The sequence below is a fragment of the Pelomonas caseinilytica genome (assembly GCF_021353235.1).
Taxonomy (GTDB): domain Bacteria; phylum Pseudomonadota; class Gammaproteobacteria; order Burkholderiales; family Burkholderiaceae_C; genus Pelomonas; species Pelomonas caseinilytica.
On record NZ_JAJTWT010000010.1, the window covers coordinates 104021 to 129050 of the forward strand.

Consider the following 25030-nt stretch of genomic DNA (forward strand, 5'->3'; position numbering starts at 1 on the left):
CTCTCGGACGAAGTGGACTGACCAGATGGTAGCGCAAACACCGGTGTGATAACCGGATTACCCATCAAACATGCCAAAACGGATATCGGGGTAATCACTGGTCAGACCGAATTCATAGAATGGCAAAGTGGCATGACCAAATTGGTTTGACCGGCAGCCATGTTTTTGACGGCATGATGACGGTACTGACAACGCTGCCATGACCGGCCCGGACGCGCCGACCATGGCGACAAGCAGGGCCGCCCAGAGCCCAAGGAGACATTGCAGTGATCGTCCAACGCCGAGCCGTCGCCGATTCCCCTCCCTGGAAGGCGCTGGCCCTCACGCCCGACGCGCAGCAACCCGGCCAGGCCGCCATCGACGCCGGCCGAAGCGACACCCCGCGGGCCTGCCGCCCCATTTGAGCTGACCTGCGCGCCCATGCCTTCGCTGGCCGCCGCCGCGCTTCCCTGCCCCACATGCCCAAGCCCCTGACCCGTTTCCTCCGCCAGGCGATCGCCGCCGCCCTCCTGTGCCCGCTGGGCACCGCCTTCGCCGCGCCCGCGCAACCTCCGCGGCTCGTGCAGGAGGGCGGTCGCCATGCCCTGCTCGTCGACGGCCGCCCCTTCACCATCCTCGGCGCCCAGGTCCACAACTCCAGCAACTACCCCAAGGCGCTCGACAAGGTCTGGCCCGCCATCGCCGACATCCACGCCAACACCGTCGAGGTGCCCATCGCCTGGGAGCAGATCGAGCCGGTCGAGGGCCGCTTCGACTTCTCCTTCGTCGATACCCTGCTCGCGCAGGCGCGCGAGCGCCAGCTGCACGTCGTGCTGCTGTGGTTCGGCACCTGGAAGAACACCAGCCCGCAGTACACGCCGGCCTGGGTCAAGTTCGACAACCGGCGCTTTCCCCGCATGGTCGATGAGGCCGGCAAGGACAGCTACTGCCTCTCGCCCTTCGGCGAGGAGACGCTCAAGGCCGACCGGCGCGCCTTCACCGCGCTGATGGCCCACCTGAAGAAGGTCGACGACGCCCAGCGCACGGTGCTGATGGTGCAGGTCGAGAACGAGGTCGGCACCTTCGGCCTGGCGCGCGATTTCGGCGCTACCGCCCAGCGGGCCTTCGAGCAGCCGGTGCCCGCCGCGGTGCTGGCGCACAAGAAGCCGGTGGCCAAGGCCACGGGCAGCTGGCGCGAGGTCTATGGTGACTACGCCGACGAGTACTTCCACGCCTGGGCCATCGCCCGCTACATCGAGGAAATCGCCAAGGCCGGCCGCGCGGTGCACGACCTGCCGATGTACGTCAACAACGCGCTGCGCGACCCGCTGGAGCAGCCGCCCAAGCCCTGGAAGAAGGACTTCGCGGCCGGCGGCCCCACCTATGACGTCATCGACATCTACAAGGCCGCGGCGCCCCACGTCGACATCGTCGGCCCCGACGTCTACCACGTCGAATCCACCAAGGTCGCCGCCCACCTGAAGCTGTTCAAGCGCGCCGACAACGCGCTGTGGGTGCCCGAGCTGGGCAATGCCTCGGCTTATGCGCGCTACCTCTACCTCATCCTGGGCGAGGGCGCGATCGGCGTCTCGCCCTTCGGCGTGGACTATTTCGACTACGCCAACTACCCGCTGGGCGCCAAGACCAACGACAAGGCCACCGTCGAACCCTTCGCCAAGGTCTATGCCGCCTTCCGCCCGATGCAGCGGCAGTGGGCCCAATGGGCCTTCGAAGGCCGCACCTGGGGCGTCGCCGAGCCCGACGACCATGCCGACCAGTTCGTCGCGATGAAGGGCTGGAAGGCCCACGTCACGTTCGGCCAGTGGCAGTTCGGCGAGCGCGAGTGGCCGGGCAACCAGAAGGAAAAGCCCGCCCACGCCGACACGCCCTCCGGCGGCGTCGCCATCGCCCAGGTGGGCGACGACGAGTTCGTCCTCGTCGGCCAGCTCGCCCGCGTGCGCATCGACGATGCCGAAGCCAGCGGCAAGGCCCTCATCGACCACGTCGAGGAAGGTCGTTATGACGCCGACGGCCGCTGGGTCATGGAGCGCCGCTGGAACGGCGACCAGGTCGACTGGGGCCTGAACTTCACCGCCAACCCGCGCGTCATCAAGGTCAAGCTGGGCCGTTACCGCTGATTCATCCCACCATTCCCATGCAGTACCGCTCCCTTTTCGCATCCGCCCTGCTCGCCGCCTGCGGCCTGGTACAGGCCCAGGACCTCGTCATCCTCCCCGCGCCCACCGAAGCCTGGAAAGTCACCGTCGGCCACTGGGAGGCCCAGGCCGAACTGAAGGGCGACGGCGTCGTCGCGCCGGCTCCCAAGGCCGACTACGCCAGAGCCAGCCACGCGGGCGCCAGCGCCCACGTCACGGCCGGCAGCCGCGACGCGCTGACCTTCGAGTGGCGCGACCTGTGGCAGTCCATGCTGCGCGTCGAAAGCCGCAGCCCGCTGGACCTGCGGCCCTTCGCCGGCGGCGCGCTGGAGTTCGACCTGCACGTCGCGGAGCTGGACAAGGGCGGCCTGAGCGTCAAGGTCGGTTGCGGCAGCGGCTGCGCTCGCGCCGTCAACCTCATCACCCCCGCCCGGGCCTCGGCCGGCAAGGGTTGGCAGCACCTGGCCCTGTCCATGAGCTGCTTCGTTCGCGAAGGGGCGGACTTCTCCGCCGTCACCCTGCCCTTCGCCCTCGAAGGCACCGGCAGCGGCCAGGTCAGCGTCGCCAACGTGCGCATTGTCCGCGACGCCCGGCCGGGCCTGGCCTGCCCCGACTACCGCACGGAGTCGGTCACGCCGGCCATGCTCAACGAATCGTGGGCCATCGATTGGTGGAAGCCCCGCCACGAACAGAAGCTGCAGGAGAAGCGCCAGCTGCTGGAAGCCGGCACGCCGCCCGAGATCGTCTTCATCGGCGACTCCATCACCCAGGGCTGGGAGAAGGGTGGCCGCGCCGTCTGGGACCGCCATTTCGCGCCCCTGCATGGGCTGGCCCTGGGCTTTGGCGGAGACCGCACCGAGAACGCCTTGTGGCGACTGCAGCACGGCGAGATCGACGGCATCGCGCCCAAGGCCGTCGTGCTGATGATTGGCACCAACAACACCGGCCACCGCGCCGAGAACCCCGAGACCACCGCCGCCGGCATCAAGCGCCTGCTCGACGAGATCCGCCAACGCCTGCCCCGGTCCCAGGTGCTGCTGCTGGCCGTCTTCCCCCGCGGCGAGAAGCCCGACGACTTCCTGCGCGGCATCAACCGGCGCGTCAACAAGATCATCGAGGGCTATGCCGACGGCCGCAACGTGCACTTCCTGGACATCGGCCCGGCGCTGTTGCAGCCCGACGGCACGCTGAGTCGCGAGGTCATGCCCGACCTGCTCCACCCCAACGAGCACGGCTACGACATCTGGCAGCGCGCCATGGCGCCGACGCTGCAGCGACTGTTGAACAAGGCGCCGTGACCATGCCGCTCGACACCTCGCGCCGCGGCTTCATCGCCGCCACCATCGCCTCCTCGCTGGCCGCCCTGCCCCGCTGGGTGCAGGCCGGGGCCGCCCACGTGGACGACAGCGCCACGACGCTCTGGTACGACCAACCCGCCGGTCCGTGGATCGAGGCGCTGCCGGTCGGCAGCGGGCGGCTGGGCGCCATGGTCTTCGGCCGCCCGGCCCAGGAGCGGCTGCAGTTCAACATCGACACGCTGTACGGCGGCGGCCCCTACGTCCAGGACAACCCGAAGTTCCGAGAGGCCCTGCCGCAGGTGCGCGCCCTCATCGACCAGCAGCGCTGGAAGGAGGCCAACGACCTCGTCTCGGATTCGCTGATGGGCCGGCCCATCAAGCAGATGCCCTTCAGCGGCGCGGGCGACCTGCTGCTGGACTTTCCCGGCCTGGAGGAGCCGCAGCGCTACAGCCGCAGCCTGGACCTGGACCGCGCCGTCGCCGTCACCAGTTTCTTCAGCGGCCGGGCGCGGCACACGCGCGAGGTCTTCTGCAGCGTGCCCGACCAGGTCACGGTCATCCGGCTCACCGCCGAAGGCGAAGGCCGCATCGACCTCGACCTCGGCTATCGCCACCCTGACTACCAGCCCTACGGCGGCTTCGGCGACACGAAATACGACGCCCACGGCGTCGTCTTCGTCGGTGCGCCGTGGGACCACCGCGAGCCGCTGTTCACCGAGAAGCGCCCCGCGGCGCTGTCGGTCCGCGCCGATGGCCGCGACGCGCTGCTGGTCGAGGGCCGCAACGTGCAGGCCTTCGGGATTCCGGGCCAGTTGCGCTATGCGCTGCGCGTGCAGGCCGTGGGCGACGGCCACATCGAGGCCGATGGCGACCGGCTGCGCGTGCGCGGCGCGCGCCGGCTGACCCTGGTCGTGGCCGGCGAGACCAGCTACGTCAACTACCAGGACGTCAGCGGCGACCCCGTGGCCGCCGTACGCCAGCGCACCGCGGCGGCGGCGCGCAAGCCCTTCGCCAGCCTGCAGGACGCCCACCTCAAGGCGCACCGCGCGCTGTTCCGGCGGCTGCAGATCGACCTGGGCGGCCACGAGGCCAATGCCCGGCCCACGGCGGCCCGCATCGCCGGCATCGCCCGCCAGCAACCCGACGCCGCCCTCGCCGCGACCTATGTGCAGTACGCGCGCTACCTGTTGCTGTCGTCCTCGCGGCCGGGCAGCCAGCCGGCCAACCTGCAGGGCGTGTGGAACGAGGTGCTGCACCCGCCCTGGGAGGGCAAGTACACCATCAACATCAACACCGAGATGAACTACTGGCCCGCCGGGCCGGCGAATCTCGGCGAGTGCGTCGAGCCATTGCTGAAGATGGTGGAGGACCTGGCCGTGACCGGCGCCCGCACGGCGCGCGACAGCTACGGCGCAGGCGGATGGGTGGCCCACCACAACACCGACCTCTGGCGGTCCACCGCCCCCATCGACGGCCCGCTGTGGGGCATGTGGCCCACTGGCGGCGCCTGGCTGTGCACGACCCTGTGGCAGTACTACCTCTACGACCCCAGCCCCGCGCTGCTGCGCCGGTTGCTGCCGCTGTTCAAGGGCGCCTCGCAGTTCTTCCTCGACACGCTGATCGAGGATCCCAAGGGCCGCGGCCTCGTCACCTCGCCGTCCATCTCGCCGGAGAACTCCCACCACCCGGACATCGCGCTGTGCGCCGGCCCGGCCATGGACCGACAGATCCTGCGCGACCTGTTCGATGCCACGCGGCAGGTGCAGGCCGCGGTGGGCGATTCCGATACGGCCTTCTCCGAGCGCTTGCGCAAGACCCGCGAGCGCCTGCCGGCCGACCGCGTCGGCGCCCAGGGCCAGCTGCAGGAGTGGCTGGAGGACTGGGATGCCGGCGCGCCCGAGCAGCAGCATCGCCACGTCTCCCACCTCTACGCGGTCTACCCGAGCGGGCAGATCAACGTGCGCGACACGCCGGAGCTGGCCGAGGCCGCGCGCGTGACGCTGAACCGCCGCGGCGATGAAAGCACCGGCTGGGCGACGGCCTGGCGGCTGGCGCTGTGGACCCGCCTGGGCGACGGCGAGCGGGCCTACAAGATCCTGCAAGGGCTGCTCGGGCCGGCGCGCACCTACCCCAACATGTTCGACGCCCACCCACCCTTCCAGATCGACGGCAACTTCGGCGGCGCCGCGGCCATCCTGGAGATGGTCGTGCAGTCCTGGGGCGGCGAGATCCACCTGCTGGCCGCCCTGCCCCGGGCCTGGCCGCGAGGCCGGCTGCACGGCGTGCGCGCCCATGGCGGCGTCGAGGTCGACATCGACTGGGCCGACGGTCGCCTCGCGCGGGTGCGGCTGCGCGGCCGTGCCGGGCAGCGCGTCGCCCTGCGCCACCTCGGCCGGCGCGTCGACGTGCAGCTCGACGCGCGCGGCCAGGGTCGCGCCGATCCGGCCGCCTTCGCGGGTGGCGATTGAACCGGACGACGCCGAGCCCAAGCCCTGAACCCATTTCTCCACAACGCCCAGGACCGGAGGAGACAACCGGCCGGGCACCTTCACCAGAAAGGTAGAACCATGAGACTGCTCTTATCGACATTGCTGCTGGCCCTGGGAGCCAGCGCCGGCACGGCCGCCCAGGCCCAGAGCTGCGGCAGCGGCGGCGGTGCCACCGTCTGCCTGGTGGCCAACGGCGCGGCCGACCAGGTCCAGCTGAACTGGACCGCCAGCGGCGCCATCAACGGGCTGGAGGTCTATCGCAACACCAGCGCAACCCCCACCGGCCGCAGCCGCATCGCCAGCCTTTCGGCCAAGGCCACCAGCTATGCCGACGCCACCGCCGCCACCGGCACGCCCTACTGGTACTGGGTCAAGTTCTCGACCGCCGCCGGCAGCTACAACTCCAGCGCGGCCACGGCCTCGCGCGGCAGCAGCTGCGCGCCGACGGCCGTGACGCCCTACATCAACGTCAGCGGCACCTGGACGCAGACCGCCTCGGCCTCCGTCCCGGCCGGTGAATCGGCCGTGCTCGGCCCGCAGCCGGCCACCGGCGGCATGTGGACCTGGAACGGCTGCGGCACGGCCGGCGGTGCGCGCGAGCAGACCATCCGCCCGACCGCCGCCTGCACGGCCACCGCCACCTACACCAATGCCTGCGGTGCCAAGAGCCTGCAGTCCTTCGCCATCGGCATCGCCGGCCCGATGCGCAACATCACCAGCCTGCAGATGTCCAAGGAGATGGTGCCCGGCTGGAACGTCGGCAACACCCTCGACGCGACGCCGACCGAGACCTCCTGGGGCAACCCCCTGATCAACCAGGCGCTGATGACCGGCATCAAGAACGCCGGCTTCAAGAGCATCCGCCTGCCCGTCACCTGGACGACCCATGTCGACGCCAACGACAACATCGATCCGGTGTGGATGGCGCGCGTCACCCAGGTCGTCAAGTACGCCCGCAACGCCGGCCTGTACGTCGTGCTCAACCTGCACCATGAAGGCGGCTGGCTGGACAACGTGCTCTACGCCAACCAGGCTGCCAACAACGCCCGCCTGGCCAAGCTGTGGACGCAGATCGCCACCAACTTCCGCGACTTCGACGACTACCTGCTCTTCGCCGGCCTCAACGAAGTCGGCAAGGAGAACGCGCCCTGGGGCGTGCCGCCGCAGAAGGAATGGCTGGACGTGCAGAACGGCTACCACCAGGTCTTCGTGAACGCCGTGCGCGCCACCGGCGGCAACAACGCCAAGCGCCACCTCGTCGTCCAGGGCTATTTCACCAACATCGACACCGCCTACGACTACGCGGTCCTGCCGACCGACACGGTGGCCAACCGCCTGTTCTTCGAGGTGCACTACTACGACCCGTACAACTTCACCATCAACGGCGACGGCACGATGTGGCAGTGGGGCGCCACCGCGACCAACCCGACCGAGACCTGGGCCGACGAACCCTATGTCGACGCGCAGTTCCAGAAGATGAAGACGCGCTTCATCGACAAGGGCGTGCCCGTCATCCTCGGCGAGTACGGCGCCTACCTGAAGCCGGCCTATCCCGGCATGGCGCCCTACCGCAAGGCCTGGGCCGAGTACGTCACCCACTCCAGCGTGCAGCACGGCCTGGTGCCGATGTGGTGGGACACCGGCGAGATGATCGACCGGACCACCGGCGCGGTGAAGCTGCCCGACATGATCAATTCCCTCGTCAACAGCGCGAAGTGACCTGCCGCGGGCCCCGGGCCCGCCCGCCGCGCGGCGCGGGAGTGCTTACGGCCTCCCGCGCCTTCCCTCTTCCAGGAATTCCCATGCCAGTCAAATCCAACCCCATCCCCTGGACCCGTCGCTCCTTCCTCAGCGCTGCGGCGGCCTCGGCCGGTGCCACCGGGCTGCCGACCGCCGCCCACGCCGCGGCGGCGCCCTTCCAGCCCAACTGGGACTCCCTCGTCGACGGCTACCGCACGCCCGAGTGGTTCCGCGACGCCAAGTTCGGCATCTGGGCCCACTGGAGCGCCCAGTGCGTGCCCGAGATGGGTGACTGGTATGCCCGCCACATGTACATCCAGGGCAACTGGCAGTACGAGCACCACCTGAAGACCTACGGCCACCCGGCCGACGTCGGCTTCATGGAGATGAACAACCGCTGGAAGGCCGAGAACTGGGACCCGGAAGCCCTGCTCGACCTGTATGCCAAGGCCGGCGCCAAGTACTTCGTCGCGCTCGCCAACCACCACGACAACTTCGACAACTACGACTCCAAGTACCACGCCTGGAACAGCGTGCGCATCGGTCCCAAGCGCGACCTGATCGGCATCTGGGCCAAGGCCGCGCGCGCCCGCGGCCTGCGCTTCGGCGTCAGCAACCACTCGGCCCACGCCTGGCACTGGTTCCAGACCGCCTACGGCTACGACGCCGAGGGCCCGCGCGCCGGCCAGCGCTACGACGCCTTCCGCCTGACCAAGGCCGACGGCAAGGGCAAGTGGTGGGAAGGCCTGGACCCGCAGGACCTCTACACCGGCCGCAACATCGTCATGCCCGAGGGCTTCCGCACCGCCCGCGCCGCCAATGCCTGGCACGACGAGAACACCCGCTACTGGGACGAGAAGCCGCCCCTGCAGAACCCGGCCTTCACCCGCCAGTGGTTCCTGCGCTGCCGCGACCTCATCGACAGCTACCGCCCCGACCTCGTCTACTTCGACAACTCCGGCCTGCCGCTGGGCCAGGCGGGGCTGGACATCACCGCCCACTACTACAACGCCAGCATGGCCTGGCATGGCGGCCGGCTGGAGGCGGTGGTCAACGCCAAGCAACTGCCCGCCGAGCGCCGGCCCGGCATCGTCGAGGACGTGGAGCGGGGCTTCCGCGAAGGCATCGAGCCCCTGCCCTGGCAGACCGACACCTGCCTGGGCGACTGGCACTACAACCGCGGCATCTTCAACAACCACGGCTACAAGCCGGCCAGCACCGTCATCCACCGCCTCTGCGACATCGTCTCCAAGAACGGCAACCTGCTGCTGTCGGTGCCGGTGCGCGGCGACGGCAGCATCGACGCCGACGAGCGCAAGATCGTCGAGGACATCGGCGCCTGGATGGCGCGCAACGGCGAGGCCATCCATGGCACCCGGCCGTGGCGGGTCTACGGCGAAGGCCCGACCCGCGTCGCCGGCGGCATGTTCAGCGAAGGCAACTCCCAGCCGCTGACGGCCGAGGACATCCGCTTCACCCGCAAGGGCGGCGCCCTCTACGCCATCGCCATGGGCTGGCCCAAGGACGGCCTGCTGCGCATCCAGACACTGGCCGAAGATTCGAACGTGGCCCCCGGCAGCATCGACCGCGTCGAGGCCGTGGGCTCGAGCGACGCCCTGCCCTTCAAGCGCACCCGCCGCGGGCTGGAGGTCAAGCTGCCCGAGGGCCTGGCCGGCGCGCCGGCCGTGACCGTCAAGATCAGCGGCGCGGGCGTGGCATGAAGACCCCGTCCCTCATCGCCGCAGCCCTGGCGCTGGCTGCCGCCGGCGCCCAGGCCGCCGACCTCGTCGTCACCTCGCCCGACGGGCGCATCGCGCTGCGCATCGCCGACGATGCCAGCAGCTTCGGCATCAGCCGGGGCGGCGAGACCGTCATCGCCCCCTCGCCCCTCGGCCTGGAACTGGACGGCCAGCCCGCCTTCGGCCTGCTGAAGCTGGAGTCGCGCCAGGACAGCAAGGTGGACCAGGTCGTCCCCCTCGTCGCCACCAAAGCGGCCAGCGCGCGCGACCACTACGTCGGCACGACGCTGGCCTTCCGCGAGGCCGGCAGCGGCCGGCGCCTTTTCATCGACGCCCGCGCCTATGACGATGGCGTCGCCTTCCGCTACCGCATGGCAAGCACTGACCCGGTCAAGCTGCGCAGCGAGCGCACGACCTTCGTGCCGGCCGGCGACCCCGCCTGCCTCGTCACGCCGGTGGACGGCGGCCACGAGGCCCAGTTCGAGCGCCAGCGCATTTCGCAGCTCAAGGCCGATGCCGCCTTCGACGTGCCGGTGGTCTGCGCCACCCCCTCGGGCCGCACCCACTACGCCATCACCCAGGCCCACCTGCAGGGCTATACCGGCGCCTCCTTCCGCCGCGAGGGCGAGGCCCTGAGGCTGCAGCTCTCCGCCGAGCCCGGGCGCCCTGGCCCGGCCTTCGTCTCGACGGGCGGGCTGACGACCGCCTGGCGCGCCGTCATGATGGCCGACCGTGCCGGCGACCTGATCGCCTCGCAGCTGGTGGGCAACCTCAACCCGGCGCCCGATCACGACAAGTTCGGCGACTTCAGCTGGGTCCAGCCCGGCAAGACCTCGTGGGACTGGTGGTCGGGTCCGCTGGAAGGCGTCAAGCCCGACCTGGCCGCCTACAAGCGCTTCATCGACTTCGCGGCCGAGTCGGGCTTCCGCTACCACCTCATCGACGCCGGCTGGTCCCATGGCGCCGGCCCCTGCTGCGAGGCCCTGCCGAGCACCGACATCGCCCGCGCCGCCGACGGCATCGACATGCCGGCCCTGGTGCGCTACGCGGCCGACAAGGGCGTGGGCCTGCTGCTGTGGGTGCACTGGCAGCACCTGGCTCCGCGCATCGACGAGGTGCTCGACACCTATGCCCGCTGGGGCATCAAGGGCATCAAGGTCGACTTCATGAATCGCGACGACCAGGACATGGTGGCCTTCTACCAGCGGGTCGCCGAGGCCACGGCCAAGCGCCATCTGCTGCTGGACTTCCACGGCGCCTACGTCCCTGCCGGCCTGCAGCGCACCTACCCCAACTTCATCACCCAGGAAGGCGTGCTCGGCGCCGAGTGGAACAAGATGGACCGGCGGGTCACGCCGCGGCACAACCTGATGCTGCCCTACACGCGCATGCTGACGGGGCCGATGGACTACACGCCCGGGGGCTTCCGCAACGCGACGCCGCAGACCTTCGAGATCCGCGCCGTCATGCCGCTGACGCAGACGACGCGTGGCCAGGCCCTGGCCATGTATGTGGTCTACGACAGCCCGCTGCAGATGGTGTCTGACGATCCCTCCAACTACCGCGGCGAGGCCGGCTTCGACTTCATCAAGCGCGTGCCCACCGCCTGGGACGAGACCCGATTCATCCAGGGTGAGCCCGGCCAGGACATCGTGCTGGCCCGCCGCAGCGGCAAGACCTGGTACCTCGGCGCGATGACCTCCGACGAAGCCCGCACCGAGAAGGTGTCGCTCGGCTTCCTGCCCCCGGGCCGCTGGAAGGCGACGGTCTGGCAGGACGGCGAAGGCGTGCGTCAGGTGCAGCGCAGCGAGCGCCGCGTGACCCGCCAGGACGTGCTCAGCCTCCCGCTCTCCGCGGCCGGCGGCGCTGCCGTCATCCTGGAGCCCGCGCCCTGAACCCATGAGAAGCAAGGTCCCGTATCGGCCGCTGTCCCGGCGCCAGGCGCTGCAGGCCGTGCTCGCCGGCGCCTCCACGCCTCTGGCCGGCACCGCCGCAACGGCCGCGCTGTCGCCCGTGGCGGAATGGGTGCTGTCCACGCCGCAGGGCAGCGTGACGGTCACCCCGCTCAGCGACCGCGCCTTGCGCGTGCGCTTACTGCCCGCGCAGGCCGCGACACAGGCGCCGTCGGCCAGCCTGGTGCTGCAGCCCGGCCTGGCCGCCCCGTCCATGAAGCAGACCCCGGGCGCCGGCCTCACCACGCTGGTACTGCCGGCCATCCGCTGCGAGGGTCCTCTACGTCAATACCAACAACGCCCCCGTCGACGTGGCCATCGACGGTGTGATGCAAGGCGTGCTCGGCGGCCAGCGCTGGGAGGGCGCACTGAGGCTGGAACCCCGCGGCGTGGAGCTGCTGGAGCGCCAGCTTCCAGCCAACCCACCGAGATGAACGAACGGCCGTCCCAGACGGGCGCGACGCGCCCGGCCACCCAAGATTCAAACCCGGTTCCCATCATGAGCAAAAGCAGTAGACGACTCCTCGCCCTTTCCATCCTCGCCGCCAGCCTCGTGGCGGGCTGCGGCGGTGGCGGCGGTGGGGGTGGCAGCGCGGGCGGCGACACGACGACCGGCAGCACCGGCGGCACGACCGGCGGCACCACGGGTGGCAGCACTGGGGGGAGCACCGGCGGCACGACCGGTGGCAGCGGCGGGACGACGACGGGAGGCTCGACGGGGGGCGGCACCACCACCGGCGGCACGACGGCTGCGGCCAGCACCTGGACCAGCGTGAAGTTCGGTGGCGGCGGCTACGTCACCGGCCTGGTCTTCCATCCGACGACCGCCAACCTGCTGTACGCGCGCACCGACATCGGCGGCGCCTACCGCTGGAACCCGACCACCTCGTCCTGGACGCCCATCACCGACGGCCTGGGCTTCGGCGCCGCCGAGGGCCGCTTCCACGGCATCGAAAGCCTGGCCGTCGACCCCAACAACGACCAGCTCGTCTACATGGCCACCGGCATGTACACCTTCGAGGGCAACGGGCGCCTCTACCTCTCCAGCGACCGCGGCGACCACTGGACCCACGTCGACCTGCCGTTCGCCCTGGGCGGCAACAACCCCGGCCGCGCCATCGGCGAGCGCCTGGTGGTCGACCCCAACAAGCCCTCCACGCTGTTCTGCGGCTCGCGCCAGGCCGGCCTGTGGAAGAGCACGGACTCCGGCCAGACCTGGTCCCAGGTCACGTCGCTGTCGTCCGTCACCATGACCGCAGACCAGGTCAAGGCCGCCGGCGGCAGCGGCATGGGCGTCGGCGTCGTCGTCTACGACACCGGCACCAAGGGAAGCGGCACGGCCACGCAGACCGTCTACGCCGCCATCAATCCCGACTACGTCAACGCGGCCGGCCTGGCCTCCAGCCTGTACCGCACGACCGACGGCGGCGCGACGTGGAAGCCGGTCACCACCCCGGTCTCGGGCTACCACATCCCCCACATGGTCCGCGCCGCCGACGGCATGTTCTACGTCGTCTTCACCAAGGACACCGGACCCGGCGCGGGCGGCCCCGGCCGGCTCTACAAGTTCGACGGCACGACCTGGACGCTGCTCAAGAGCGAGGACCCCAACGGCGGCACCAACTTCGGCCTGGGCGGCGTGTCCGTCCAGGGCAGCGGCGCCACCACGCGCATCGCGCTGGGCGTGACCAACTCCTGGGGCAACTGGAACGGCCAGCAGATCGTGCAGCTGTCTGACGACGCGGGCAAGACCTGGCGCGAGATCGAGGCCATGACGCCCGGCGAAACCGCCTCCGGCTGGGTCGACGACGTCGAGATCGACCCGTCCGACCGCGACCACATCCTGCACGTGCACGGCGGCGGCGTCATCGAGACGAAGAACGCCTCGGCGGCCACGCCGACCTGGAAGGGGACGGTCGAAGGCATCGAGGAGACGGCCACCCTGGCCCTCGTCACGCCGCCGGCCGGCGCCACCTACAAGTTCGTCAACAGCGCGGGCGACGTCGGCACCTGGGTTGACACCGACCTCACGAAGACGCCCACGCTGAGCCCCGGCCTGGGCTGGAGCAACGGCAACTCCGCCGACATGGCCTGGGCCGACCCGCTCTACATCGCCGCCACCGGCGTCATCAATTCGACCGGCGCCGCCACCGGCTACTCGTCGGGCGACGGCGGCAAGACCTGGACGACCTTCGCGACCCTGCCCGCCGGCGCCAAGGAGAACACCGGCGGCGAAGGCGGCATCGTCGTCACGTCGCGCAACAACGCGGTCTGGGCGCCGGCCAACTCGGTGCCTTCCTACACCACCAACAACGGTGCGAGCTGGACGGCCACCAACCTGCCCGCCCTGACCGTCGTCGGCCAGGGCTGGGGCCGTGGCTACCGACTGGCCGCGGACCGCAAGAACCCGAACAAGGTCTATGCCTACGACTCGGGTGGCGCTTCGTGGAGCAACCTGCCCGGCAAGGTCTACGTCTCCACGGACGGCGGCCACAGCTTCTCGCTGAGCGCCGGCTCGGTGTCGGCGAACCTGGCGCCCAACGGCTGGTGGTCCACCTCGATGGCCGTCAACCCCAATGCCGAGGGCGATCTCTGGGTGGCCGACGGCAACGCCGTCTACCACTCGACCGATTCGGGCGCGAGCTGGGCCAAGGTGGGCAACTTCGCCACCGCCAACGGCGTCGCGGGCGCCAGCCTGATCGCGCTGGGCAAGGCGGCGGCGGGCGCCGGCTACTCGGCGGCCGTCTACGTGGTGGGCGTGGTCAACGGCGTGTGGGGCGTCTACCGTTCGGACGACGCCGGCACGACCTGGACGCGCTTCAACGACGACGCCCACCAGTTCGGCGGCATCGGCGTGATGGCGGCCGACCAGAACACCTACGGGCGCATCTACGTCAGCGGCACCGGCCGCGGCCTGCTCTACAGCAACTGAAGTGAAACAAGCCCCCGGCCCAACCCCGCGCGCTGAACGCGGCGCGTGTCTGGTCCGCCCCCCGAGGGGGCGGCGATGCTTGCGGCATCGAGCCGCAAGCACATCGCCAGCGCGGGCCGGCTCGGGGGCGGCCCAGCGCTCGGCCCGCAAATAACCCGTTTCATCAGCTACCGGTCGCGCAGCGACCCGTCCGCCGCACGGCGCCCGCCTGGTGCGCTGCGGCCCCTTGAAAGCCTGACCCCGGATGACGACGTCCCTGCTTCCCCTGCGCCGTGCCTTCGCGGCCACCCTGCTCACCCTGGGCCTCTGCGCCGCCGCCCATGCCGCGCCGGCCACGGCCCGCGAAGTGACCCTGGATCGCGCCGCGGCGACCCGGCCGATGGACCGCTTCTTCGACCTCTCGGTTGGCGCCGACTACCCCGGCACCACCGGTCGACCCGAGAACATGGCGCAGCTCAAGATCGCGGTCGACGAGCTGGGCTTTCGCTACGTCCGCTTCCACGACATCTTCCACGACAAGCTGGGGACCGTGCGCCGGGTCGATGGCCGCATCAGCTACGACTTCAGCGGCATCGACAGGCTCTACGACGACCTGCTGGCCCGCGGCATCAAGCCCTTCGTCGAGCTCGGCTTCACGCCGGCGGCGATGAAGACCTCCGAGCAGACGATCTTCTACTGGAAGGGCAACACCTCGCGCCCGCAGCCAGGTCCCTGGGCTGACCTGGTCGAGGCCTTCGCGCGCCACCTGATCCAGCGTTATGGCGCCCATGAGGTGCGCCAGTGGCCCTTCGAGTTCTGGAACGAGCCCAACCTCGCCGGCTTCTTCGAAGGCGGCGAGGCCAAGGACTATTTCGAGCTCTACGCGGTGACGGCGCGCGCCCTCAAGCGCGTCGACCCGGCCCTGCTGATCGGCGGCCCTTCCACCGCCGGCGCGGCCTGGGTGCCTGAGTTCCTCGCCTACTGCAAGGCCAACGGCGTGCCCGTCGACTTCGTCACCACCCACACCTATGGCGTGACCGAAGGCTTCCTCGACGAGTTCGGCAAGCGGACCGACAAGATCCTGGCCATCGACCCCAACTCCATCGTCGGCGACGTGCGCCGCAACCGCCGCGAGATCCAGGACTCGGCCTTCCCGCACCTGCCGCTCTACGTCACCGAATGGAGCACCAGCTACAGCCCGCGCGACAAGGTCCATGACAGCTACATCAGCTCGCCGTGGATGCTGACCAAGCTGCGCGCCACGCGCGGCCACGCCCAGGCCATGAGCTACTGGACCTACAGCGACCTGTTCGAGGAACCCGGCGCGCCGGACGCGCCCTTTCACGGCGGCTTCGGGCTGATGACGCGCGAGGGCGTGCGCAAGCCCTCCTGGTTCGCCTACAAATACCTCCACGCCCTGCGCGGCAACGAGATTCCCAGCGCCGACGACCAGGTGCTGGCTGCGGTCGACGGCGACAGGACCGCCGTGCTGGCCTGGGACTGGCAGCATCCCGACCAGAAGGAGATGGGCAACGGCGTCTTCTTCGGCAAGCCCGTTCCGAACGGCCCGGCGCCGGCGCTCAAGCTCGTGCTGCGCAACCTCAAGCCCGGCAGCTACACGCTGGCCCTGCATCGCACCGGCTACAAGGCCAACGACGCCTACACCGCCTACCTCGAGATGGGCTCGCCCAGGCAGCTCGACGGCGCGCAACTCGCCAAGCTGCAGTCACTGACCCAGGACCGGCCCGAGGTGACGCGCAGCGTCCAGGTCGGCCATGACGGCCTGTTCAACTACACCGTGCCTCTGCGCAGCAACGACATCACGCTGCTGACGCTGGAACCCGCCAAGCGCTGAACCCCCATGAAAAGCTCTCAACTCCGGACGCCTGCCCTGGCTCTGGCCCTGGCCTGGGCCACCTGCGTGGCAGCCGCCCCGCTGACGCCGTCGATGCAACAGGCCCAGGCCCTGGTGGCGCAGATGACCCTGGCCGAGAAGGCCAGCCAGCTGCAGCACGAGTCGCCCGCCATCCCGCGCCTGGGCATCCCGGCCTACAACTGGTGGAGCGAAGGCCTGCACGGCGTGGCCCGTGCCGACATCGCCACCGTCTTCCCGCAGGCCATCGGCCTGGCGGCAACCTGGGACACGCCGCTCGTGAAGCGCGTGGGCGAAGTCGTCGGCACCGAGTTCCGCGCCAAGTTCCTGGCCACGGTCGGCGCCGACGGCTCGTCGACCCTGTACCGCGGCCTGACGGTGTGGTCGCCCAACGTGAACATCTTCCGCGACCCGCGCTGGGGCCGCGGCCAGGAGACCTATGGCGAGGACCCCTACCTGACCTCGCGCATGGGCGTGGCCTACATCCAGGGCCTGCAGGGGCCGGACGCGAACCAGCCGCGCGTGTCGGCGGCCGTCAAGCACTTCGCCGTGCACAGCGGCCCCGAGGCCGACCGCCACCGGGAGGACGTGAAGGTCGCGCCCCGCGACCTGGTGGACACCTACCTGCCGGCCTTCCATGCGGCGGTCACCGAAGGCCGGGCCGAGTCGGTCATGTGCGCCTACAACGCCGTGGACGGCGTGCCCGCCTGCGCCAACGAGCCGCTGCTCAAGCACACCCTGCGCGACGAGTGGAAGTTCCAGGGCCACGTCGTGTCCGACTGCGGCGCCGTGGCCGACATCCACATGGACGGCGCCCACCACTACGTCAAGACGCCCGAGGCGGCCGTGGCCGCCGCCGTGCATGCCGGCACCGACCTGATCTGCGACTTCGGCAGCAACAAGACCGCCCAGGGCGCCACCACCGTGGCGGCCGTGCAGCAGGGTCTGCTCAGCGAGGCCGAACTCGACCGTGCCCTGCACCGCCTCTTCGACGTGCGCCTGCGCCTGGGGCTGCTCGCCGCGCCCGCGCAACGGCCCTTCCCGCAGATCACCGCGCGCGACTTCGACACGCCCGCCCACCGGGCCCTCAACCTGGAGACCGCCCGGCGCTCGCTGGTGCTGCTGAAGAACGACGGCCTGCTGCCCTTGAAGGCGGCGCCCCGGCGCATCGCCGTCATCGGCCCGAATGCCGACAGCGTCGACGCCCTGGTGGGCAACTACAACGGCACGCCGTCCCGGCCGGTCACGCTGCTGGCCGGCCTGAAGGCGCGCTTCCCCGAGGCGCGCATCGACGTCGTCGAGGGCACGGGCTGGGTGGCGCCGCCGCTGGAGGACCTGCCCGCGGCCAACCTGTGCGCCGATGCCGCCTGCAGCCGGCCCGGCCTGCAGTTCGAGCGCTTCGCCAATCTCAAGCTGGAGGGCGAGCCCAGCACCAGCGCGGTGACGCCCCAGGCCGTGTTCAGGTGGGGCTGGCCCGACGCCCACGACCGCCAGGAGTCGGCACGCTGGACCGGCTTCCTGCGCGCCAGCGAAAGCGGCGAACACCTGCTGCGCCTCAGGGGCAACCGCGGCTACCGCATCTGGATCGACGGCGAGCTGGTGGTGGACCTGTGGGACATCGCCTGGCCCACCAGCACCCGCGGTGTGAAGCTGAAGGCCGGCCAGACCTACGCCCTGCGCGTGGAGGCGCTGCAGACCGGCTGGGACGGCGAGCAGCGCCTGCAGTGGAGCCGCCCCGGCGCCAGCGACGAAGCCGCGCTGGCCGCCGCCAGGGAGGCGGACGTGGTGGTCTTCGCCAGCGGCCTGACCTGGGAGCTCGAAGGCGAGGAGATGACGGTGCTGGCCCCGGGCTTCGCCGGCGGCGACCGCACCCGCATCGACCTGCCCGCGCCGCAGCTGCGCCTGCTGGAACGCCTGGCGGCCCTGGGCCAGCCGCTGGTGCTGGTGAACTTCAGCGGCAGCCCCATGGCCTTCGGCGCGGCGACGCAGCAGGCCGCGGCCATCGTGCAGGCCTGGTATCCCGGCGGCGAGGGCGGCCAGGCCGTGGCCGAGCTGCTGGCCGGCGACTTCAGCCCCTCCGCGCGGCTGCCGCTCACCTTCTACCGCTCGGTGGAGCAGCTGCCGCCCTTCAAGGACTACGGCATGCAGGGCCGCACCTACCGCTGGTTCAAGGGCGATGCGGAGTTCCCCTTCGGCCACGGCCTGGGCTATGCGCGCTTCGACTACGCCGACGCGAAGCTGGCGCGCAGCCGCCTGCGTGCCGGCGAGGGCGTGAAGCTGTCCGTGCGGCTGAAGAACGACAGCTCCCGCGAGGCGGCCGAGGTCGTGCAGGTCTATGCCCGGCGATCGAGCGCCCAGGCCCCGGAGCGAAGCCTGGTGGCCTTCCGGCGCGTGGTGCTGCGCCCGGGCGAGTCGCGCCGGCTCGACTTCGAGCTCAGCGCCGAGGCGCTCAGCACCGTCCGTGCCGATGGCCGGCGAGTGGTGGAGGCCGGACCGGCCTGGCTGTGGGTGGGCGGCGGCCAGCCGGTGGCAGCGGTGACAGGGACGAAAGCCCCGGGCCGCATGTTGAAGCTGGAGGTGGCGGGGCGCACGGACCTGCCGGCGTTCGCACCTGCCGCCAAGAACCAGGAGGCCGGCGAATGAAGCGCCGTGACCTCTTCGGTCTGATGGCCTGTGCCTCGGCGGGCGCCCTGGCCGCTCCGGCCGGCCAGGCCTCCGGGCCGGCTTCGGCCCTGGACGCCGCCGGGCAGATGAAGGCCCTGCCGGCCGAGGCGGCGGGCGAGGGCTTCGTCTGGCAGCGGGTGGCCGAGGGCCTGCAGTTCCGCGTCGGCGGGTTGACCAAGGGCGTGCTCTTCCACGGCCCGGGCCGCGTGCGCGTGACCGCCCACCTGGGCGAGGCCTACACCACCCAGCCCAGCCTGGTGGTGCAGGGCCGGCCCGCGCCGGTCGCCATCGAGGTGAGCGACGGCGGCGGCACCCTCACCGTCACCGGCCCCGGCATGCGCGTCACGGTGGACAAGCGCAGCGGCGCCCTCGCTTTCTTCGCGCCCGACGGCCGGCTGCTCATGCGCGAGCGCGAGCAGGCGCCCACGGTGCTGCAGCACGTCGAGATCAGCGGCAGCCCGAGCTACGCCCTCACCCAGACCTTCACGCTCGCACCCGACGAGTCCCTCTACGGCCTGGGGCAGTACAACGAGCCCTACATGGACTACCGTGGCCGCGAGGTGCTGATGGTGCAGACCAACATCGGCATCGTCGTGCCCTTCATGGTCTCCACGCGGCGCTGGGGCCTGCTGTGGGACGTGTACTCCAAGATGAGCTTCGCCGACGGGCCCGGCGGCGCCAGCTTCCGCGCCGAAAGCGCGCCTGCAGGGGCCGACTACTACGTCGTGGCCGGTGCCGACATGGACGGCGTCATGGCCGGCTATCGCGCCCTCACCGGCGCCGCGCCGATGTTCCCCAAGGCCGCCTTCGGCCTGTTCATGAGCAAGGAGCGCTACCACACGCAGCAGCAACTGCTGGACGTCGTGAGGCGTTTCCGCGCCGAGCACTTCCCGCTCGACTACATCGTGCAGGACTGGCAGTACTGGGGCGGCGAGAAGAACGGCGTCTGGGATGGGCAGTGGAGCGGCATGGTCTGGGACGCCGAGCGCTTCCCCAGCCCCGCGGCGATGACGCGCGAGCTGCATGACCAGCACCATGTCAAGCTGATGGCCTCCATCTGGCCGTCGATCGGCAACGACACGGCCCTGGCCCGCGAGCTCGATGCCAAGGGCCTGCGCTTCGAGCCCCTGCACTGGATCTCCAAGCGTGCCCGCATCTACGACGCCTTCAGCGCCGAGGGCCGGCGCATCTACTTCAAGCACGCCAAGAAGGGCCTGCTGGACGTGGGCGTGGATGCGCTGTGGATGGACGGCACCGAGGTGGAGGTCGGCGGCGCCGCCCACGACCCGCGCGAGGTCGAGGCCGACATCAAGCGCCTGGGCCGCAACGCCCTGGGCGACTTCACGCGCTACCTCAACGTCTACAGCCTCGTGACCACCCGGGGCGTCTATGAAGGCCAGCGCGCCGCCGGCCCTGGGGGCAGGCGCGTGCTGACCCTCACGCGCTCGGCCTGGGCCGGCCAGCAGCGCTACGCCGCCCTGCCCTGGTCGGGCGACACCACGGCCTCCTGGCCGGTGCTGCGCCAGCAGATCGCCGGGGGGCTGAACGTCGCCATGGCGGGCCTGCCCTACTGGTCGCAGGACACGGGCGGCTTCTTCGTCAACTACGCCGGCGGCGAGCGCAACCCCGCCTGGCGCGAGCTGTACGCGCGCTGGAACCAGTTCGGCATCTTCAACCCCGTCTACCGCATCCACGGCACCAGCGTCGAGCGCGAGCCCTACCTCTTCAAGTCACTGGACCCGGAGGTCTATCGCTCGCTGCTGGCCGCCGCCCGGCTGCGCTACCGGCTGCTGCCCTACGTCTACAGCCTGGCCTGGCGCAGCACGCAGGAGGGCTACATCCTGATGCGCGGCCTGGCCATGGACTTCCCCGACCAGGCCGCCCTGCGCAAGGTCGACGACACCTACATGTTCGGCCCCGCCCTGCTGGTGCAGCCGATCACGCGGGCGATGTTCCACGCCGAGCTGCCGCCGCCGGCCACCGTGCCGCCGGCCCAACTGCGCACGCCCGACGGCCAGCCCGGCCTGGTGCTGGAATACTTCTCGGGCATGGCCTTCGAGAAACCTGCCAGCCGCACCGTCGACACCGTCATCGACCACCGCTGGCCCGACCCGCCGCTGGGCAGCATCCCGCCCGGTCTGTCCAGCCTGAACCGCTTTTCGGCGCGCTGGACCGGCCAGCTCGTCGCCCCGGAGAGCGGCGAGTACGAGATCGGCGTCGAGGGCGACGATGGCTTTCGCCTGTGGCTGGACGACCAGCTCGTCGTGGACGACTGGGCCGTCGGCGGGGCGCGTTTCGGCGGCCACCGCGTGACCCTGCGCGAGGGCCAGGCGCTGAAGCTGCGCATCGACTTCTTCCAGGACGGCGGCGGACGCGTGCTGCGCCTGGCCTGGCGCACGCCCAGCCAGCTGCGCGAGCTGGCCGCCACCCAGCCCAAGCTCGACCAGAGCCAGGCCACGCGGCTGCCCGCCGGCTGCGACTGGTTCGACTTCTGGACCGGCCAGCGCCATGCCGGCGGCCAGGCCGTCACCCGCGACTACGCGCTGGACGAGTTCCCCCTGTTCGTGCGCGCCGGGGCCCTGCTGCCGCTGGGCCCGGCCGTGGAGTACACCGGCCAAAGCCCCGATGCCCCCTGGGAGATCCGCATCTACCCCGGCGCGGACGGCCGCTTCACCCTCTACGAGGACGACGGCGAGACCTACCGCTACGAGCGCGGCGAGCACGCCACCACCACCCTGCGCTGGGACGATGCCCGCCGCCAGCTGCACATCGACGCGCGCCAGGGCCGCTACCCCGGCCTGGTGGCGCGGCGCGAACTGCGCGTGCGCCTGATGGCCGCGCCGGGCCAGGCCGAGCAGGCCCGGACCGCGCACTACGAAGGCCGCTCCCTCACCCTGAATTTCGACTCATTGCCCACGAGCCCATGAAGAAGACTTCCCTTTCCCTGCTGCTGTCCCTGCTTGCCGTCACCGCCCATGCCGAAGTGCGGCTGGCCGAGGTCTTCGGCGACCACATGGTGCTGCAGCGCGACCGGCCGCTGCGCCTGTGGGGCCAGGCCACGCCCGGCAAGACGCTGACCGTCGAGTTCGCCGGCCGCCAGGCCACGGCCCGTGCCGGGGCCGATGGCCGCTGGCGCGTGCAGATGGCGCCGCTGCCAGCCGGCGGGCCTCACCGCCTGATCGTCACGGGCGACGGCACGGCCACCCTCGGCGACGTGCTCATCGGCGACGTCTGGCTGCTCGGCGGCCAGTCCAACATGGAGTGGCCGCTCGCGCAGACCGACACCGGCCCGCAGGAGGTGGCCTCGCCGCAGAACCAGCAGCTGCGCCATTTGCGCGTGCCGCTGCGCGCCAGCGTGAAGCCCGAAGCCGAGATCGCCCCCGCGCCCTGGGTCGTGGCCGAGCCCGGCAGCGTCGGCGCGTTCAGCGCCGTCGGCTACCACTTCGCCAGGCAGATCCAGGCCGTGCAGGGCGTGCCCATCGGCCTCATCAACACCGCCTGGGGCGGCTCCATGCTGGAGACCTGGATGAGCCGCGATGCGGCGCTGCGCGACCCCGACCTCGCGCCGGCCGTGCGCGCCCTGCCGGCCGACAACGCCGCCTTCGGCCAGGCCCTGGCCCAGCGCGTGCTGCCGCGCATCGTCGCCTGGCAGAAGGGCCTGCCGCTGGAGGGCGTGGACACGTCGGGCTGGTCGGCGGCCAGCGACCTCGACGCCGACTGGCCCACGCTCAAGGCCCCCGGCAACTGGGAAGGCCAGGGCCTGCCCGACGTGGATGGCGTGGTCTGGATGCGCAAGCGCGTCGAGCTGAGCGCCGCGCAGGCCGCCGGCGCGGCCGAACTGCACCTGGCCAAGGTGGACGACTGCGACGAGGTCTGGGTCAATGGCCGCAAGGTCGGCGGCCAGTGTGGCTGGGAGGCGCCGCGCCACTACGCCCTGCCCGCGGGGCTGCTGCGCGAAGGCGGCAACTGGATCGCCGTGCGCGTGACCGACACCGGCGGCGGCGGCGGCATCTATGGCGAGGCCGCCGACCTGCGCCTGGACACGGCGGCCGGCACGGTGTCCCTCGTCGGTGCCTGGAAGGCCCGCGTCGAGAAGGTGCAGATGGCGAGCGGCCCCGTCGCCAACAACGCCCCGGCCCTGGGCCACAACGGCCTCATCGCCCCGCTGCAGGGGCTGTCTGTGCGCGGCGTGCTCTGGTACCAGGGCGAGGAAAACTCCGGGCGCGCGGCGGCCTATGCCGAGGGCTTCAAGCGGCTGATCCAGGACTGGCGTGCCGAGTTCGCCGACCCCAACCTGCCCTTCTTCTTCGTGCAGCTGGCGTCGTGGTTCCCGCTGGCCGACAACCGGCCCGACGGCAACGGCTGGGCCGAGCTGCGCGCCAGCCAGGCCGCGGCCCTGGCCCTGCCCCACACCGGCATGGCCACGGCCATCGACGTGGGCGACGCGGTCGACATCCATCCCCGCAACAAGCGCACCGTCGGCCAGCGGCTGGCCGCGCTGGCCATGCACGAGCTGGGCCTGCGCGCCGCGCCGGCCACCGGGCCGAGGCTGGTCGGCCACGCGGCCAAGGGGGGCGAGTTCGAGCTGCGCTTCGACACCACGGTCGGTGGCCTGCGCACGGCACGGGCAAACGAGGCCGTCCGCGGCTTCTACCTGGCCGGCGCCGACCGCCGCTGGGTGCCGGCGCAAGCCCGCCTCGATGGCGACCGCATCGTGCTGAGCAGCCCCGCGGTGGCCGCGCCGGTCGCGGCGCGCTACGCCTGGGTCAACAACGCCAGCGAAGCCAACGTCGTCGGCGGCGACGGCCTGCCCCTGACACCGCTGCGCACCGACGACTGGCCGCTGGAATCCGCCGGCCGCCGCTACGGCCGTTGAAGCCCCTGATCGGAACCTACGAGAGACTCACCATGCATCCCCTGATCCAACGCATCGCCCACACCCTGGCCTTGGCCAGCCTGCTGGCCGCCCTGCCCGCCCACGCCCACGAGACGCTCAAGCTCGACGCGCCCAAGCCCAACATCGCGCCCACGCCGCCGATGGGCTGGAACTCCTGGAACAAGTTCGCCTGCAACGTCAGCGAAAAGCTGATCCGCGAGCAGGCCGACGCCATGGCCGCCTCCGGCATGAAGGACGCCGGCTACCGCTACATCGTCATCGACGATTGCTGGCAGAAGAGCCGCGACGCCGACGGCAACATCCAGGCCGACCCCGAGCGCTTTCCCAGCGGCATCAAGGCGCTGGCCGACTACGTGCACGGCAAGGGCCTGAAGTTCGGGCTCTACTCCGATGCCGGCTCGCTGACCTGCGGTGGCCGCCCGGGCAGCGCCGGCCACGAGTTCCAGGACGCCCGCCAGTACGCCAAATGGGGCGTGGACTACCTGAAATACGACTGGTGCAACACCGGCACCCGCAACGCCGAGGCGGCCTACACCATCATGGCCAAGGCCCTGCGCGAGTCGGGCCGCGACATCGTGCTGTCGATCTGCGAATGGGGCAACAACCAGCCCGAACGCTGGGCGGCGCCCATCGGCCACCTCTGGCGCACCACGGGCGACATCTACGACGCCTGGGAAGGCCAGAAGGACTGGTCGAGCGGCATGACCAACATCCTCGACATGCAGGTCGAGCGCTCGGCCCATGCCAGCCCCAATGCCTGGAACGACCCCGACATGCTCGAAGTGGGCAACGGCGGCATGACGACCACCGAGTACGAGTCGCACTTCTCGCTGTGGGCCATGCTGGCCGCGCCGCTGATCGCCGGCAACGACCTGTCCAGGATGGACGCCGACACCCTGCGCATCCTGACCAACAAGGACGTCATCGCCGTCGACCAGGACCCGCTGGGCAAGCAGGGCACCCGCAAGCTGAAGGAAGGCGATCTGGAGATCTGGGTGCGCCCGCTGCAGGGTGGCGAGTTCGCGGCCGTGCTGTTCAACCGCGGCAAGACGCCGGCCGACATGAAGCTGAAGTGGGACCGCCTCGGCCTGCCCGAAGACCGCAAGGCCGACGTGAAGGACCTGTGGAGCAAGAAGGTCACCAAGGGTGTCCACGGCAGCTACGGCGGCAAGGTGGCGCCGCACGGCGTGCTGATGGTCCGCGTCACGCCGACGCCGTGACGCCGCCGTCGGCGTAACGGTTCATTGCAACGGTGGAATACTTCACGGCCGACCAGATTGGTCGGACCAATTCAATAAACTCGTCTATTGGTCAGACTACGGTAGGGCATCT

14 protein-coding genes are annotated in these 25030 nt (G+C 70.8%); all 14 read left to right on the forward strand.

Translation table 11 applies throughout. The annotated features are described in order from the left end of the window. Positions 1–266 precede the first annotated feature (266 nt). The 14 genes from LXT12_RS20985 (at position 267) to LXT12_RS21045 (ending at position 24918) form a co-directional block, all read left to right on the forward strand. Entirely contained in the window at positions 267–404 is a 138-nt protein-coding gene (locus LXT12_RS20985) for a hypothetical protein (protein ID WP_233394249.1), read from the forward strand. 54 nt (positions 405–458) lie between these two features. After that, positions 459–2117 (forward strand): DUF5597 domain-containing protein, encoded by a 1659-nt coding sequence (locus LXT12_RS20990; protein WP_233394250.1) that lies wholly within the window; start codon positions 459–461, stop codon positions 2115–2117. A 17-nt stretch (positions 2118–2134) separates the two neighbouring features. Then, on the forward strand, positions 2135–3433 hold the full coding sequence (locus LXT12_RS20995; protein ID WP_233394251.1) for a GDSL-type esterase/lipase family protein: 1299 nt from the start codon (positions 2135–2137) through the stop codon (positions 3431–3433). A 2-nt stretch (positions 3434–3435) separates the two neighbouring features. Beyond that, positions 3436–5901, forward strand: coding sequence for a glycoside hydrolase family 95 protein (locus LXT12_RS21000; protein WP_233394315.1), 2466 nt, complete (start codon positions 3436–3438; stop codon positions 5899–5901). 99 nt (positions 5902–6000) lie between these two features. Continuing rightward, entirely contained in the window at positions 6001–7641 is a 1641-nt protein-coding gene (locus LXT12_RS26965) for a glycoside hydrolase family 5 protein (RefSeq protein WP_304622780.1), read from the forward strand. Between the two features lie 83 nt (positions 7642–7724). Then, complete coding sequence (locus LXT12_RS21010; RefSeq protein ID WP_233394252.1) at positions 7725–9383, forward strand: alpha-L-fucosidase; 1659 nt, start codon at positions 7725–7727, stop codon at positions 9381–9383. Beyond that, complete coding sequence (locus tag LXT12_RS21015; protein WP_233394253.1) at positions 9380–11296, forward strand: glycoside hydrolase family 97 protein; 1917 nt, start codon at positions 9380–9382, stop codon at positions 11294–11296. Before LXT12_RS21010 ends, LXT12_RS21015 begins: the two co-directional genes overlap by 4 nt. A 368-nt stretch (positions 11297–11664) precedes the next feature. Then, positions 11665–11787, forward strand: coding sequence for a hypothetical protein (locus LXT12_RS26785; RefSeq protein WP_255763724.1), 123 nt, complete (start codon positions 11665–11667; stop codon positions 11785–11787). Positions 11788–11852: 65 nt separating this feature from the next. Further along, positions 11853–14285: a sialidase family protein gene (locus LXT12_RS21020; RefSeq protein WP_233394254.1), complete on the forward strand. Its 2433-nt coding sequence runs from the start codon at positions 11853–11855 to the stop codon at positions 14283–14285. A gap of 244 nt (positions 14286–14529) precedes the next feature. Continuing rightward, positions 14530–16119, forward strand: a complete 1590-nt coding sequence (locus tag LXT12_RS21025) for a GH39 family glycosyl hydrolase (protein WP_233394255.1) — start codon at positions 14530–14532, stop codon at positions 16117–16119. A gap of 6 nt (positions 16120–16125) precedes the next feature. Further along, the gene (locus tag LXT12_RS21030; RefSeq protein WP_233394256.1) at positions 16126–18780 is read left to right on the forward strand and encodes a glycoside hydrolase family 3 C-terminal domain-containing protein; all 2655 of its coding nucleotides are present in this window, start codon (positions 16126–16128) and stop codon (positions 18778–18780) included. Further along, on the forward strand, positions 18777–21728 hold the full coding sequence (locus tag LXT12_RS21035; protein WP_233394257.1) for a glycoside hydrolase family 31 protein: 2952 nt from the start codon (positions 18777–18779) through the stop codon (positions 21726–21728). The genes LXT12_RS21030 and LXT12_RS21035 overlap by 4 nt, the downstream gene beginning before the upstream one ends. Beyond that, entirely contained in the window at positions 21725–23677 is a 1953-nt protein-coding gene (locus LXT12_RS21040; RefSeq protein ID WP_233394258.1) for a sialate O-acetylesterase, read from the forward strand. The genes LXT12_RS21035 and LXT12_RS21040 overlap by 4 nt, the downstream gene beginning before the upstream one ends. A 32-nt stretch (positions 23678–23709) precedes the next feature. Next, positions 23710–24918: a glycoside hydrolase family 27 protein gene (locus LXT12_RS21045; protein WP_233394259.1), complete on the forward strand. Its 1209-nt coding sequence runs from the start codon at positions 23710–23712 to the stop codon at positions 24916–24918. Positions 24919–25030: the final 112 nt, after the last annotated feature.

What these genes read in the sequence shown, in the direction of transcription:
- LXT12_RS20990 (WP_233394250.1), top strand. Translation starts at nt 459, where the DNA reads ATGCCCAAGCCCCTGACCCGTTTCCTCCGCCAGGCGATCGCCGCCGCC.
- LXT12_RS20995 (WP_233394251.1), top strand. Translation starts at nt 2,135, where the DNA reads ATGCAGTACCGCTCCCTTTTCGCATCCGCCCTGCTCGCCGCCTGCGGC.
- LXT12_RS21000 (WP_233394315.1), top strand. Translation starts at nt 3,436, where the DNA reads ATGCCGCTCGACACCTCGCGCCGCGGCTTCATCGCCGCCACCATCGCC.
- LXT12_RS26965 (WP_304622780.1), top strand. Translation starts at nt 6,001, where the DNA reads ATGAGACTGCTCTTATCGACATTGCTGCTGGCCCTGGGAGCCAGCGCC.
- LXT12_RS21010 (WP_233394252.1), top strand. Translation starts at nt 7,725, where the DNA reads ATGCCAGTCAAATCCAACCCCATCCCCTGGACCCGTCGCTCCTTCCTC.
- LXT12_RS21015 (WP_233394253.1), top strand. Translation starts at nt 9,380, where the DNA reads ATGAAGACCCCGTCCCTCATCGCCGCAGCCCTGGCGCTGGCTGCCGCC.
- LXT12_RS21020 (WP_233394254.1), top strand. Translation starts at nt 11,853, where the DNA reads ATGAGCAAAAGCAGTAGACGACTCCTCGCCCTTTCCATCCTCGCCGCC.
- LXT12_RS21025 (WP_233394255.1), top strand. Translation starts at nt 14,530, where the DNA reads ATGACGACGTCCCTGCTTCCCCTGCGCCGTGCCTTCGCGGCCACCCTG.
- LXT12_RS21030 (WP_233394256.1), top strand. Translation starts at nt 16,126, where the DNA reads ATGAAAAGCTCTCAACTCCGGACGCCTGCCCTGGCTCTGGCCCTGGCC.
- LXT12_RS21035 (WP_233394257.1), top strand. Translation starts at nt 18,777, where the DNA reads ATGAAGCGCCGTGACCTCTTCGGTCTGATGGCCTGTGCCTCGGCGGGC.
- LXT12_RS21040 (WP_233394258.1), top strand. Translation starts at nt 21,725, where the DNA reads ATGAAGAAGACTTCCCTTTCCCTGCTGCTGTCCCTGCTTGCCGTCACC.
- LXT12_RS21045 (WP_233394259.1), top strand. Translation starts at nt 23,710, where the DNA reads ATGCATCCCCTGATCCAACGCATCGCCCACACCCTGGCCTTGGCCAGC.